Genomic DNA, 13,012 nt, shown 5'->3' on the forward strand with positions numbered 1-13,012 from the left:
TCGCCGGTGGCGCCGCGAAAAGCGCTGAATTTGTGACATAGAATAACCGAGGCTGACAATGGCGCCGCGCATTATCGATCCCCGGATCAAGATCCGCCACATCGCCTGCTTTCTGGAAGTGGCGCGGTTGCGCAGTGTGGTCAATGCCGCCGACATGCTCAATATCAGCCAGCCGGCGGCCACCAAAACGATCCAGGAACTCGAGGAGGTGCTGGGTGGAGCGCTGTTCGACCGCAGCCGGCGCCGGCTGGCGCTGACCCCGTTCGGGGAGGTGTTTTACCGTTATGCCTCCACCTCTATTGCCGCGCTGCGACAGGGGATCGATGCGGCGCGTGGTGGCGAGGAGGCGGCGGTGGTCAAGATCGGCGCGCTGCCATCGGTATCGGCGCGCATCCTACCCGAGGCGGTGCGCAAATTCTTCAAGGCCGAGCCAGGGATCAATAGTCGCATCGTCACCGGACCCAATTCCTACCTCTTGTCGCTGCTGCGTACCGGCGATGTCGATCTGGTCATCGGGCGCATGGCCGAGCCCGATTCCATGCTGGGGCTGAGTTTTGAGCATCTCTATTCCGAGCGTGTGGTGCTGGCGGTGCGCCCCGACCATCCCCTGCTGGGCGAGCGCGATTTCAACCTGGGCATGATCGACGGCTATCAGCGGCTGATGCCGACGCCCGGCTCGGTGATCCGGCCCCTGGTGCAGCGCATGCTGGTTGCCTATGGCATTGGCGGCCAGCACGAGGAGGTCGAGACGGTCTCCAACGCCTTTGGCAGGGCCTATATCCGGCAGAGCGATGCGGTGTGGTTCATCTCCGAGGGTGTAGTGGCCGACGATGTGGCCGAAAATTATCTCTATCTCCTGCCCGTCGACATGAGCGAGACGCAGGGGCCGGTCGGCTTTACCACCCGCGCCGACACCGTGCCTGGTTTTGCCACCACCGCCTTCATGCAGACGGTGCGCGAAGTGTCGGAAAATATGCGGGGCGCCGGGCCGGTCGCGTCGGCTGCGGGCGATTGAGCTAGGCGCGGCTCATCTGCTGGCGGAACTTTGCCGGTGACATGCCGAGCATGCGGGTGACGAAGCGGGTGAAATAGGCGGGGTCATCATAGCCCAGTTCGGCACCGATTTCCTTGATGGAAAGGGTCGAGAATAACAATTGCCGCCGCGCCTCGAGCGCGATGCGCCGCTCGATGATCGCCAGCGCCGAAGCGCCCAGAGCCTGCCGGCAGATGCGATTGAGATGGGTGGGGCTCACCCCCAGCGTCTCGGCATAATCGGTGATGCGGCGGCTGCTGCGAAAGCGCTCATCCACCAATTGCCGAAAGGCGGCCGCATGCAGCCGCGTCCGGTCCGGCGGGATTTCGCTGGCCACCGCCTGGCTATGGGCCCGGTGCAGCGCCAGGAGCAGCAGCGAGAGATGGGCGCGCATCGCCAGGTCATGGCGTTCACCGGGATGGTCGGCCTCATCGACCAGCCGCGCCATGGCCTCGCGCACCACGCCGCCGCCGGAGCGAATGATTGCGGGATGGGCGAAGCCGAGATCCAGCGCCCGCACATCCCGCTCGAACAGCGTCAGCACCACGCCATCGACATCCTCGGAAAAGGTGTAGCCATGGACCACCAAGGCGGGGACCACCACCAGCGCCCCCGGCGTCAGGCGAAATTCGGCGCCGTCCAGCGTGACGCGGGCAGTGCCCTGGGTCAGCGCCAGCACCTGGAACAGGTGCTCGTGCCGATGCGGCGCTATGCGAAAGCCGTGCAGGCGGCTGCGCGCTGGAATGGTCTCCCAGTGCAGCCAGTCCTGCGTACTGTCCTGTTCGCCATAAAGGGCATAGGTGGGGATCATCTTCATGTTCGGATAGTGCAAGCGATTGACGTGGCTGTCCATTCACCAATTGGGCGGAGATGCGCATGCTGGGGGAAAAATGGGGGAGCTGAATGCGCACCAAAGTTGTGATCGTGGGAGCGGGCCCGGCCGGGCTGATGCTCGGGCGCCTGCTCGACCTGGCAGGGATCGAAAATCTCATTCTCGAGCGCAAGAGCGCCGATTATGTGCTGGGCCGCATCCGCGCCGGTGTGCTGGAGCAGGGCGCCGTCGACCTGATGGACCGGGCACAGGTGAGCGAGCGCTTGCACGAAGAGGGCTTGATCCATGACGGCACGGTGCTGAGCTTTGACGGCGACAGCCATCGCATCGACTTCGCGCAATTGGTCGGTCGCCGCGTCACCGTCTATGGCCAGACCGAGGTGACCCGCGACCTGATGGATGCCCGGCAGGGGCAGACCATCTACGAGGCCGAGGATGTGCAACTGCATGATTTCGACGGCAAGCCTTATGTCACCTGGCGCAAGGATGGGGTCAGCCACCGCGTCGACTGCGACTATATTGCCGGCTGCGATGGCTATCACGGCGCCAGCCGCGCCAGCGTACCGCAGGATGCGATCAAGACCTTCGAGCGCATCTATCCCTTCGGCTGGCTCGGCATTCTGGTCGACAAGCCGCCGGTGGCGCATGAGCTGATCTATGCCCATCACGAGCGCGGCTTTGCCCTCTGCTCGCAGCGCTCGCCGACACGCAGTCGCTATTATGTGCAGGTGGCCAATAGCGAAAAGGTCGAGGACTGGAGCGATGATCGTTTCTGGGACGAGTTGCGGCGCCGGCTCGATCCGGCCACGGCCGAAGCCATGCAGACCGGGGAGTCGCTGGAAAAGTCCATCGCGCCCTTACGCAGTTTCGTCGCCGAGCCGCTGCGCTTCGGACGGCTGTTCCTGGCCGGCGACGCCGCCCATATCGTGCCGCCCACCGGCGCCAAGGGTCTCAACCTCGCCATGAGCGACGTGGCCATGCTGGCCGATGCGCTGATCGAGTTCTATGGCGAGACATCAACGGCCGGGCTCGATTTCTACTCCGCCAAGGCGCTGTCGCGCATCTGGAAGGCGGAGCGGTTCAGCTGGTGGATGACCAGTCTCCTCCACGTCTTCCCCGATAGCGGCGATTTCGGCCGCCGCATCCAGCGGGCCGAGTTCGACTATCTCACCGGCTCGGTGGCGGCCCAGCAGAGTCTCGCGGAGAACTATACCGGGTTGCCGCAATAGGGGGCTAACAGGCCCCCAACGGGCCTCCCACTGCAGAAGGGGGAGGAGAAGAGGTGCGTCGCGGAAAGCTCGCCGCGCTCGATCGGTCCCTCCCCCTGTTTCAGGGGGAGGTTAGGTGGGGGTGTTCCGAAACAGCAAAAAAGCCCCGCCATGGGAGTAGCGGGGCCTTCGGAGAGATTTTTGGGTAAGGCTTAGAGTTTTTCACGTTCTGGTTGATGCTGCTCCGTCGCCTCCCTCCCCCCTTGAGGGGGAGGGCCGGGGTGGGGGGTGGTTCAGTGATTCACTGATGGACCCCCTCCCTCAGTCCCTCCCCTCAAGGGGGAGGGATGCAAGAGAGCCGGGCGGTCACAGCGTAAGAAATGATCCATCATCACACCACCTCAAACTCAAGCATGACCTGATCCACGGCGAGCACGGCGCCTGGCACCACATGCACCTTGCTCACCCGTGCCCGCTTCTCGGCCTTGAGCACATTTTCCATCTTCATGGCTTCGACCACGGCCAGGGTCTGGCCGTCCTCGACCACATCGCCCTCCTTCACGTCGATCCGCACCACCTGCCCGGGCATGGGGCAGAGCAGGAACCGGCTCATATCCGGAGGCACCTTCACCGGCATATATTTGAGATAGTGCGCCACATGCGGTTGCAGCACCAACACCTTGAGATCGGCGCCGCGATAGCGGATGCGGAAGCCTGACGTGGTGGGGTTGACCTTGAGCACGGCATGGCGGCCACCGGACCAGTCGAGATGCGCCAGTGTGTCGCCCGGCTGCCATGAGAGGCGCACCGCTTCGGACCGCCAGTCGAGATCAACCAGAATGTCGGGGCCGTGTTGGTGCAGGACCACGGTTTCGGCGCGCTCGCCCACCTGCACATGCCAGCGGCTTTCCGCCTCCGCGCCGGTGCGGCGCTGCTGCCGCCGCGCCATCAGCATGGCGGCTCCGGCCACGACATCGAAATGATGGTCGTCGCTGAGCACCGCTCCGGAAAACCCCTCCGGGAACTCCTCGGCGATATAGCCGGTGGTCAGCCGCCCATCACGGAACCGCTGCTGCTCCATGACCGTGGAGAGGAAAGGCAGGTTGTTGCCCACCCCTTCCACTTCGAAACTGTCAAGCGCGATGGCCATGGCGTCCACCGCCTCAAGACGTGTCGGGGCCCAGGTGCACAGCTTGGCGATCATCGGATCGTAGAATGTGGAGATTTCGCCGCCCTCGAAGACGCCGGTATCGTTGCGCACCACAAGCGTTTCCGAGGTGCTCTCGGCAGGCGGGCGGTAGCGGGTCAGCCGCCCGGTCGAGGGCAGGAAATTGCGATAGGGGTCTTCGGCATAAAGCCGGCTTTCAATGGCCCAGCCATTGCGCTGCACCTCGTCCTGGGAGAGCGACAGGGCCTCGCCATCGGCCACGCGCAGCATCAGTTCCACAAGGTCCAGTCCGGTGATCAATTCGGTCACCGGATGTTCCACCTGGAGGCGCGTGTTCATCTCGAGGAAATAGAAATTGCGATCCTTGTCGACGATGAACTCCACCGTCCCGGCGCTGCGATAGCCCACCGCCTTGGCGAGGGCCACCGATTGTTCGCCCATGGCCTTGCGCGTTGCCTCGTCGAGAAAGGGCGATGGCGCTTCTTCGATCACCTTCTGGTTGCGGCGCTGGATCGAGCATTCGCGCTCGTTGAGATAGAGCGCATTGCCATGGCCATCGGCGATGAGCTGGATTTCGATGTGGCGCGGCTCGGTGACGAATTTTTCGATGAAGATGCGGTCATCGCCAAAGGAGCTTGCGGCTTCCGATTTGGAGCGTTCAAAGCCCTCGCGCGCTTCCGCGTCGTTCCAGGCAATGCGCATGCCCTTGCCGCCGCCGCCGGCGGAAGCCTTGATCATCACCGGATAACCTATGGACTGGGCGATGGTGACCGCATGCGCGGCATCATCGATCAGCCCCATATGCCCGGGCACAGTCGAGACACCCGCCTCGGCGGCGAGCTTCTTGCTGGTGATCTTGTCGCCCATGGCCTCGATGGCCTTGGGCGGGGGGCCGACAAAGATGATGCCTTCCTTTTCTAGCGCCGCGGAGAAGGCAGCGTTTTCCGAGAGAAAGCCATAACCGGGATGCACCGCCTGCGCGCCGGTTTGCTTGCAGGCCGCGATGATCTTGTCGATCTGGAGATAGCTCTCCTTGGCGGGCGAGGCGCCGATATGCACGGCCTCGTCGGCCATGCGCACATGCAGCGCCTCCCGGTCGGCATCGGAATAGACCGCCACCGTGGCGATACCCAGTTTCCGCGCCGTCTTGATGACGCGGCAGGCAATCTCGCCGCGATTGGCGATGAGGAGCTTTTGGATTTTCATTTTTTCGCTCCTCACAACGGAATATTGTCGTGCTTCTTCTTCGGCCCCTGCACGCTCTTGTGCCGGAGCGTCGAGAAAGCCCGGATCACCCGTCGCCGCGTGCCATGCGGCATGATGACGTCGTCGATGAAGCCGCGTTCGGCGGCGACGAACGGATTGGCAAAACGCGCTTCGTAATCTGCCGTGCGCTGGGCGATCTTGTCCTTGTCGCTTAGCTCGGAGCGATAAAGGATTTCCGTCGCGCCCTTGGCGCCCATCACGGCGATCTCAGCACTGGGCCATGCATAATTGACGTCGGCCTTGATGTGTTTTGAGGCCATCACGTCATAGGCCCCGCCATAGGCCTTGCGGGTGATGACCGTCACCAGCGGCACTGTCGCTTCCGAATAGGCGAACAAGAGCTTCGCGCCATGCTTGATGATGCCGCCATATTCCTGCGCCACGCCGGGAAGAAACCCCGGAACATCGACAAACGTCAAAATTGGAATCTCAAAACTGTCGCAGAAACGGATGAAGCGCGCCGCTTTCTTGGAGGCATTGATGTCGAGGCACCCGGCCAGCACCAGCGGCTGGTTGGCGACCACGCCCACCGTCTGCCCGTCGAGGCGGATGAAGCCGATGAGAATGTTGCCGGCATGGGCTTTTTGCAGTTCGAGAAACTCGCCCTCGTCGGCAACCGTCTCGATCACCTCGCGCATGTCATAGGGTTTGGTGGCGCTGTCCGGGATGATGGTGTCGAGCTTGTCATTGCGTCGATCACTGGGGTCATGGCTGGGCAGGCGCGGCGGCTTCTGCCCGGCGGCCAATGGCAGATAGGAGAAGAGCCGGCGCACTTCGAGCAGGGTCTCGATATCGTTGGCAAAGGCGGCGTCGGCCACCGAGGAAATCTTGGTGTGGGTGGAGGCGCCGCCCAGCTCTTCCTGGGTGACGATCTCGTTGGTCACGGTTTTGACCACGTCCGGGCCGGTCACGAACATGTAGCTCGAATCCTCGACCATATATATGAAGTCGGTCATGGCCGGGGAATAGACCGCGCCGCCAGCGCAGGGGCCCATGATCACCGAAATCTGCGGCACCGCGCCCGACGCCTGCACATTGCGCCAGAACACGTCGGCATAGCCGCCCAAAGCCGCCACGCCCTCCTGAATGCGGGCGCCGCCAGAATCGTTGAGCCCGATCACCGGCGCGCCGTTCTGCATGGCCAGGTCCATGATCTTGCAAATCTTTTGTGCATGCGTTTCGCTCAGCGAGCCGCCGAAGACGGTAAAGTCCTGGGAAAACACATAGACCATGCGACCATCGATCGTGCCCCAACCGGTGACGACGCCGTCGCCGGGGATGATGGTATCCGCCATGCCGAAATCGGTGGCCCGATGGGTGACGAACATGTCGTATTCTTCGAAAGACCCCGGATCGAGCAGCACGTCGAGGCGTTCGCGGGCGGTGAGCTTGCCCTTGCCATGCTGGGTATCGATGCGGCGCTGACCGCCGCCGAGCCGCGCTTCGCCGCGCTTATGTTCGAGGGCGGTGATGATGTCCTGCATTGGCGGCTCTCCGGCTCTTGGGCGGGTTAAACCATAACGACGCCTTATGGCCTGTCCAAGGCCGGAAAGGGTGGGTATGCTACAATCACACAAAACGAGCTATGTGATATTGTGGAGTTGTGAATATGGGCGCCAGGAAGGTGTTCGCCGGCGCGCGTTTGCGGGCCCTGCGCGCTCAGCACAAATTAACCCAGGCCGAACTGGCCGGGCGGCTCGATATTTCGCCGTCCTATGTCAATCAGCTCGAATCCAACCAGCGCCCGCTGACCGCGGCGGTCATGCTGGCGCTTTCGGAGCATTTTCACCTGGATCTGGCGAGCCTGGCCACCGATGCCTCGGACCGGCTGGTGCTGGATTTGCGCGAAGCCCTGGCCGACCCGGTATTCGGTGAGGCGGTGCCGCATTTGCAGGATCTCAAGACCGTGGCCAGCAATGCGCCGGACATGGCGCGTGCCATGCTGGCGCTCTACGACGCCTATCGCAAATCCAATGAGCGCCTGGCGGGCATGGATGCGGCGCTGACCCGCGACCCCGGCTCCAGCGTGCAGACCGCCTATGAGGAAGTGCGCGACTTCTTCCACTATGCCGACAACTATATCGATCCGCTCGACCGCGCCGCCGAGGCGCTGGCCGCCGAGTTGGGTGAGTTCGGCCCCGACCGGCTGCGCCGATTGATCGATTATTGCGCCGAAATGCACAATATAAGGGTCATTCGCGATGCGCCGGGCCAGACCGAGCGGCTGGTGGATTTCGACCGCGCCAATCGCGATCTCTGGATCAACAGTTTGCTGGAGCCATCAAGCCAGTTTTTCCAGATTGCCACCGTTCTGTGCGGGCTGGAGCAGACCACGCTTCTCGACAGCCTGCTCGATGGCGCCAATTTCAAGACCGCCGAGGCGCGGGGTATCGCCCGCATGGGGTTGGCCAACTACTATGCCGGGGCATTGCACATGCCCTATGGCGCCTTTCTCAAAGCGGCCGATGGCTATCGTTTCGATATCGAGCAGTTGGCGCGGGTGTTCGGGGCCAGCCTTGAACAGGTGGCCCATCGCCTCTCCACCATGCAAAGGCCGCGCGAACGCGGCGTGCCGTTCTTCTTTGCCCGGGTGGATGCGGCCGGGACCATCACCAAGCGTCATTCCGCGACAGCCCTGCAATTCGCCCGTTTCGGCGGGGCATGTCCGCTCTGGAATGTGCACCGGGCCTTCGAGGCACATGGCCAGATCATCAGGCAATTGGCCGAAACGCCGGATGGCAAGCAATATCTCTGCCTCGCCTGGAGCCATGAAAAGCGTCTGGGCGGCTATCGCGGCACCACGCGGCGCTATGCCTATGCGCTGGGCTGCGAAATCACCCATGCCGGGCGGCTGGTCTATGCCGACGATCTCGATCTGGGCAAAGCCGGTTTCGATCCCATCGGCATTTCCTGTCGCATCTGCGAGCGGCGCAATTGCCCGCAGCGCTCGGTCCCGCCCTTGGCGGCCAGTATCAGTGTCCCGACGGACCGGCGCAGCGTCGTGCCCTACGAGATCGGCTGATTGCGTCAGCGGCGGCAGCTGCACATGACCGTGGAGGCCTCGTCGTTCCACTTGCCACCGACATAGCTGTAGTTCGAATTGGCTTCCCAGCGGTCGCCCTTGGCGTCGTGGTTCTTCCACAGCGTGATGGTGCAGCCCGGGGCGACCTTGAACGAGGACAGCTGGTCGTTCCAGGACTTGTTATATTCCGGATCGATGCCGTGGCCATTGGTGGTCGAGGACAGACCAGGATTGGGGTTGTTCTTCATATAGAGAATAGTGTTGCTCCCCACCGTCCATCTGGAGCCGCCATAGTCGCGATGCTGATAGATATGGCATTGCGCAAAAGCGGCAACCGGCTGAATGGCAAGGATGGCAACGAGCGCGGCAGCAAGACGGCGTTTCATGTTCGGTTCCCTCATCAACTGTTGTGAGGTCACGCTACCGGCCTGTGGCTGAACCGGAACTGAACTGGGGGTTCAGCCTTTATGCCGGGTCGAAATCGGGTGCCAAGCGATCAGCAGGCGTCATCCCTGCTGCAAAGCGCCGGGCATTCTTCACATAGCGCTCGGCCGAGGCGGTAAGTGCCGCCACGCCCTCGGCGTCGATCTCCCGCACCACCTTGGCCGGGGCGCCCATGACCAGGGAATTGTCGGGAATGACTTTGCCCTCGGTGACCAGTGCATTGGCGCCGATCAGGCAGTTTTTCCCGATGCGCGCCCCATTGAGCACCGTGGCGCCCATGCCGATCAGCGAGTTATCGCCAATGGTGCAGCCATGCACGATGGCACCGTGACCGATGGTGACATTGGCGCCAATCTCAAGCGGATGGCCACTGTCGGTGTGCAACACGCAGTTTTCCTGCACATTGGTGCGAGCACCGATGGTGATGCGCTCGATATCGCCGCGCGCCACCACCCCGAACCAGATGCCGACCTCGGGACCCACCACCACATCGCCAACCAGAACCGCCGTTGGCGCGATCCAGGCGATGTCAGCATCGATCTCGGGCGAAACGCCATCAAGGGCATAAACGGGCATGCGGGCCTCCGTCAGGGAACGATGCCATATGCTTGACGCATCTCGGCGATTTCCGAAAGTGTGCTTTCGAAAAGCGACCAGTCGTCGCTCGCCGCGATCGGCGCCCAGATGGCTTCGACCTCATCGATCAGCATGGTGCGCGGGGTTGTGCGGGCGAAATAGGGATGGTCGAGATTGACCTCGGCGGTGGGGTGATAGGCTTCGAGCCCGTCGGCCACCGGGCGGAACGCCTCGCTGGCATAATGTTCCGCCGATGGGCTGCGGGCAGCGCGTTCGGCGCTGAGGGCCCCGCCGCGCCAGTCGAAAAAGAACTGCTCATAAGGCGCGCGGGTGGCGCCCAGGAACCCGAACAGCGCGGTGACGAAGGCGCCATCGGTTTCGACATCGCGCGGTACCAAGCCCAGCCGCCTGAGGATGGCTGCGGGCAGGGCGGCGCGGAAACTCGGCCAGACGGCATTGAGCGCCGGCTCCAGCGCTTCGATGGAGGACAGCGGCACCAGGCACTCGGCCAGCCGAGTCAGGTTCCAGGCCAGTGTGTCGGGCTGGCGGCCAAAAGCGTAGAGACCGGTTTCGTCGAAATAGGCGGCGGTGAAATCGGGATCATAGGCGGGTAAAAACCGCCAGGGGCCATAATCGAAACTCTCGCCGGTTACGTTGATATTGTCGGTATTGAGCACCCCATGGACGAAGCCGGCGGCGATCCATTGTGCCCCCAACCGGGCCACGTTTTTTGTCACCGCTTCCAAGAAGGCTACGGCTTTGTCATCTGCGTCCGCCAGCTCCGGGTAATAATTGGCGATGGCGTAGTCGACCAATCGCGCGAGATTGGCCGTGTCTTCGAGATAAGCGAGGCGCTGGAAGGTGCCGATGCGAATATGGCTGTGGCTCAGCCGCGTCAGTACCGAGGAACGGGTCGGTGAAGGCTCGTCTCCGCGATGCAGTTGCTCGCCGGTTTCGACCAGCGAAAAGCTCTTGGACGTATAGACACCCAGGGCTTCCAGCATTTCCGTGGCCAGCACCTCGCGCACCCCGCCCTTGAGCGTCAGCCGCCCGTCGCCGCCGCGCGACCAGGGGGTCTTGCCACTGCCCTTGGTGCCGAAATCGAGCAGCCGCCCATCGACGGGATCGACGCACTGGCCGAAGAGAAAGCCGCGCCCGTCGCCGAGATCGGGATTGTAGGAGCGGAACTGATGGCCGTGATAGCGCAGGGCCAGCGGCTCTGGCAGTGAGCCGGGCAGGGGCTCGAAGCGCCCGAAATGGGCTAGCCATTCCGCCTCGTTCAAGCCATCAAGCCCGAGGCGCGCTGCCCAGCGGCGGTCGCGATGGCGTAGTGTCAGGCGCGGAAAATCGGCCGGGGCTACAGGGTCGAAAAAATCTGTCCCGAGCTCGGCATGGCGTCGCGCGGCTTGAAAAACGGTCATCGAGGCGGGCCTTGGCTTCTTGTCCGTGCAGACCGGCCTTGCAAGGGCGCGGTCTGGAGGTTGTCACAAAATCGGACTATAGCATGCCAGATGACCATGCTTGCCGATACCCGCCACCTCAGCCCCTTCACCGCCGTCATCTTCGACATGGACGGCACCATTCTCGACACCGAATCCGTGTTCAAGACCATCGTCTTCGAGGTCTGCACCGAACTGGGCTTCGAGATGACCGAGGACGTGCATCGCTCGATGATCGGCTCGAGCCACGAAACCACCAATCGTCTGCTGCTCGAGGCCTATGGCGTCGCCTTCCCCTATGCGCTGTTCGACGAAAAGTGCAGGGTGATCATGCGCGAGCGCAGCCATGATGGCGTACCGGTCAAAGCCGGGGCACGCGAATTCATCACCGAGTTGCGCGATCGCGGCATTCCGGCGGCGGTGGCCACATCCTCACGCAATCCTCATGCCCAGCACCATCTGAGCGCTGTCGGCTTGCTCGACCTGTTCGAAACCGTGGTGACACGGGACGACGTGACCTTCCCCAAGCCGCATCCGGAACCGTACCTGCTGGCTGCGCAACGCCTTGGCGTCGAGCCGACCCAATGCCTGGCACTGGAAGACAGCCATACCGGCGTCCGCGCCGCCCATGCCGCCGGCATGCAGACCATCATGGTTCCCGACCTTGTGGGCCCCAGTGACGAGATCCATGCGCTGGGCGTCTCGGTGATGACCAGCATGGTGGATGTGCATCTAGCCGCTTTCCCGCGCCTGCGCCGCTGACCTCCTCGCAGCAGCAGCGTTTCAACCCCGGCCGCTGCCGGCTGGGGCTTGTCTGCGTGAGCCCAAAACGTGAAGACGCATTAACCACTCCGGTAAACAGATAAAACTGTACGGAATGGCGAAACCTCCCGTTCAGCAACAATCAAGTCATTGAAAATCAAGGCTTTCAATCGCCCCGCGCCTGGATTAACCGTACTTTAACATGCTAAGCGCTATGGTTAATAGGCTGTAAATTTCAGCTTCCATAGTGCGTCCGGCTTGGCTAGTGTGCTGCCGGAATTGAGGACAGGGCCCTTGCGCACTGTCCACATAGAAGGCTCGCCGGATACGGCCGGACGAGCTCAGGGGCAAGGTCGGGGCATTGCAGAACAGCGGCAAGGGTAAATTCGGACGTCTTGCATCGCAGGGGCTGGCATTGTGCGCCGCCGCCCTCGTCCTGTTTGTCACCCTGTCGCCGAGCCATGCCAATGAGAGCCCGGTCCTGCCGGCGCCCATTCCCGAAGCTGTTGCAAAACTCCGCCTGCAGCCCGCCATCGGCCCGACCGCCGTGCCGGTGCGCGCGGGTGAACAGCCCCTGACCGAGGCGCTGCTCGCCAATTACGTCAAGCGCCAGCAGGAACTGCGCTCGGTCGATGTGACGCTGGCCGGTCCGCAGCCCGAACTCAATACCGAATTGCTGATGGGCTATATTGCCCGCGGTTCGCTGGGAGGCGGCAACACCGCCCTTTCGGCTATTGCCAGCTTCACCGAGCCGGCCGTCCCGCGCCCCGAGCCGACCGTGACGCCCGACCTGCTGGCCGCCTATGTCGAAAGCGGTTATCAGCCGACCGCGAAGCGTGTCGAATTCGCCGACAATGAGCGGCAGTGCCTGGCGCAGGCCATCTACCACGAAGCGCGCGGCGAGACTGCAACCGGCCAGCTGGCCGTGGCCAATGTCATCGTCAATCGCGCCCGTTCCAGCAAGTTCCCGTCCTCGCTATGCGGCGTCGTCTACCAGAATGCCGACAAGGGCCGCTATCGCTGCCAGTTCACCTTCGCCTGCGATGGCCGTGACGATACGCCGAGTGAACGCGCCGCCTGGTCGCGCTCGGTCGCCCTGGCCGGCAAGGTCTATGCAGAATATGCCACCGGGCAAGAAATCGGCGTGCTGCCGCGCTCAGCGCTATACTACCACACCACCGCCGTGCGCCCGTCCTGGGCCAGCACCTTCTCGCGGGTGGCGGCAGTGGACTCCCACATCTTTTACGCGCCCTGATCGTCTC

General features: G+C 63.0%; 11 protein-coding genes. 5 read left to right on the top strand and 6 right to left on the bottom strand.

All coding sequences use genetic code 11. The annotated features are described in order from the left end of the window. Positions 1-70: 70 nt before the first annotated feature. The gene (pcaQ, locus tag DEVEQU_RS01065) at positions 71-1,015 is read left to right on the top strand and encodes a pca operon transcription factor PcaQ (protein WP_164550202.1); all 945 of its coding nucleotides are present in this window, start codon (positions 71-73) and stop codon (positions 1,013-1,015) included. Between the two features lies 1 nt (position 1,016). Here pcaQ and DEVEQU_RS01070 read toward each other — a convergent pair whose 3' ends face one another. Further along, positions 1,017-1,886, bottom strand: coding sequence for a helix-turn-helix domain-containing protein (locus DEVEQU_RS01070; RefSeq protein WP_223214061.1), 870 nt, complete (start codon positions 1,884-1,886; stop codon positions 1,017-1,019). A gap of 50 nt (positions 1,887-1,936) precedes the next feature. On the opposite strand from DEVEQU_RS01070, the gene pobA reads away from it, so the two are divergent. Then, positions 1,937-3,094 (top strand): 4-hydroxybenzoate 3-monooxygenase, encoded by a 1,158-nt coding sequence (gene pobA, locus DEVEQU_RS01075; protein ID WP_126148705.1) that lies wholly within the window; start codon positions 1,937-1,939, stop codon positions 3,092-3,094. A 370-nt stretch (positions 3,095-3,464) separates the two neighbouring features. Here pobA and DEVEQU_RS01080 read toward each other — a convergent pair whose 3' ends face one another. Then, positions 3,465-5,447, bottom strand: coding sequence for an acetyl-CoA carboxylase biotin carboxylase subunit (locus DEVEQU_RS01080; protein ID WP_126148706.1), 1,983 nt, complete (start codon positions 5,445-5,447; stop codon positions 3,465-3,467). A gap of 11 nt (positions 5,448-5,458) precedes the next feature. Continuing rightward, on the bottom strand, positions 5,459-6,991 hold the full coding sequence (locus tag DEVEQU_RS01085) for an acyl-CoA carboxylase subunit beta (RefSeq protein WP_126148707.1): 1,533 nt from the start codon (positions 6,989-6,991) through the stop codon (positions 5,459-5,461). Positions 6,992-7,116: 125 nt separating this feature from the next. On the opposite strand from DEVEQU_RS01085, the gene DEVEQU_RS01090 reads away from it, so the two are divergent. Continuing rightward, entirely contained in the window at positions 7,117-8,529 is a 1,413-nt protein-coding gene (locus tag DEVEQU_RS01090) for a helix-turn-helix domain-containing protein (RefSeq protein WP_126148708.1), read from the top strand. 5 nt (positions 8,530-8,534) lie between these two features. On the opposite strand, the gene DEVEQU_RS01095 is transcribed toward DEVEQU_RS01090, so the two are convergent. The 3 genes from DEVEQU_RS01095 to DEVEQU_RS01105 all read right to left on the bottom strand — a co-directional run bounded on the left by DEVEQU_RS01095 (position 8,535) and on the right by DEVEQU_RS01105 (position 10,970). After that, entirely contained in the window at positions 8,535-8,915 is a 381-nt protein-coding gene (locus DEVEQU_RS01095; protein ID WP_126148709.1) for a hypothetical protein, read from the bottom strand. A 79-nt stretch (positions 8,916-8,994) separates the two neighbouring features. Next, complete coding sequence (locus tag DEVEQU_RS01100; RefSeq protein ID WP_126148710.1) at positions 8,995-9,549, bottom strand: gamma carbonic anhydrase family protein; 555 nt, start codon at positions 9,547-9,549, stop codon at positions 8,995-8,997. Between the two features lie 11 nt (positions 9,550-9,560). Then, positions 9,561-10,970 carry a protein adenylyltransferase SelO gene (locus DEVEQU_RS01105; RefSeq protein ID WP_126148711.1) on the bottom strand — a complete coding sequence of 470 codons (1,410 nt, stop codon included), beginning with the start codon at positions 10,968-10,970 and terminating at the stop codon, positions 9,561-9,563. Positions 10,971-11,060: 90 nt separating this feature from the next. Between DEVEQU_RS01105 and DEVEQU_RS01110 the strand changes: the two genes are divergently transcribed. Both DEVEQU_RS01110 and DEVEQU_RS01115 read left to right on the top strand, forming a co-directional pair. Further along, on the top strand, positions 11,061-11,750 hold the full coding sequence (locus DEVEQU_RS01110; protein ID WP_223214062.1) for an HAD family hydrolase: 690 nt from the start codon (positions 11,061-11,063) through the stop codon (positions 11,748-11,750). Positions 11,751-12,165: 415 nt separating this feature from the next. After that, positions 12,166-13,005, top strand: a complete 840-nt coding sequence (locus DEVEQU_RS01115) for a cell wall hydrolase (RefSeq protein WP_126148712.1) — start codon at positions 12,166-12,168, stop codon at positions 13,003-13,005. The last annotated feature ends 7 nt before the right edge of the window (positions 13,006-13,012 follow it).

It is taken from the genome of Devosia equisanguinis (assembly GCF_900631955.1).
Classification (GTDB): Bacteria; Pseudomonadota; Alphaproteobacteria; order Rhizobiales; family Devosiaceae; genus Devosia; species Devosia equisanguinis.

Excerpts from the sequence above, each read along its gene's own strand:
- DEVEQU_RS01070 (WP_223214061.1), bottom strand. The coding sequence starts at position 1,886 with ATGGACAGCCACGTCAATCGCTTGCACTATCCGAACATGAAGATGATC.
- pobA (WP_126148705.1), top strand. The coding sequence starts at position 1,937 with ATGCGCACCAAAGTTGTGATCGTGGGAGCGGGCCCGGCCGGGCTGATG.
- DEVEQU_RS01080 (WP_126148706.1), bottom strand. The coding sequence starts at position 5,447 with ATGAAAATCCAAAAGCTCCTCATCGCCAATCGCGGCGAGATTGCCTGC.
- DEVEQU_RS01085 (WP_126148707.1), bottom strand. The coding sequence starts at position 6,991 with ATGCAGGACATCATCACCGCCCTCGAACATAAGCGCGGCGAAGCGCGG.
- DEVEQU_RS01090 (WP_126148708.1), top strand. The coding sequence starts at position 7,117 with ATGGGCGCCAGGAAGGTGTTCGCCGGCGCGCGTTTGCGGGCCCTGCGC.
- DEVEQU_RS01095 (WP_126148709.1), bottom strand. The coding sequence starts at position 8,915 with ATGAAACGCCGTCTTGCTGCCGCGCTCGTTGCCATCCTTGCCATTCAG.
- DEVEQU_RS01100 (WP_126148710.1), bottom strand. The coding sequence starts at position 9,549 with ATGCCCGTTTATGCCCTTGATGGCGTTTCGCCCGAGATCGATGCTGAC.
- DEVEQU_RS01105 (WP_126148711.1), bottom strand. The coding sequence starts at position 10,970 with ATGACCGTTTTTCAAGCCGCGCGACGCCATGCCGAGCTCGGGACAGAT.
- DEVEQU_RS01110 (WP_223214062.1), top strand. The coding sequence starts at position 11,061 with ATGACCATGCTTGCCGATACCCGCCACCTCAGCCCCTTCACCGCCGTC.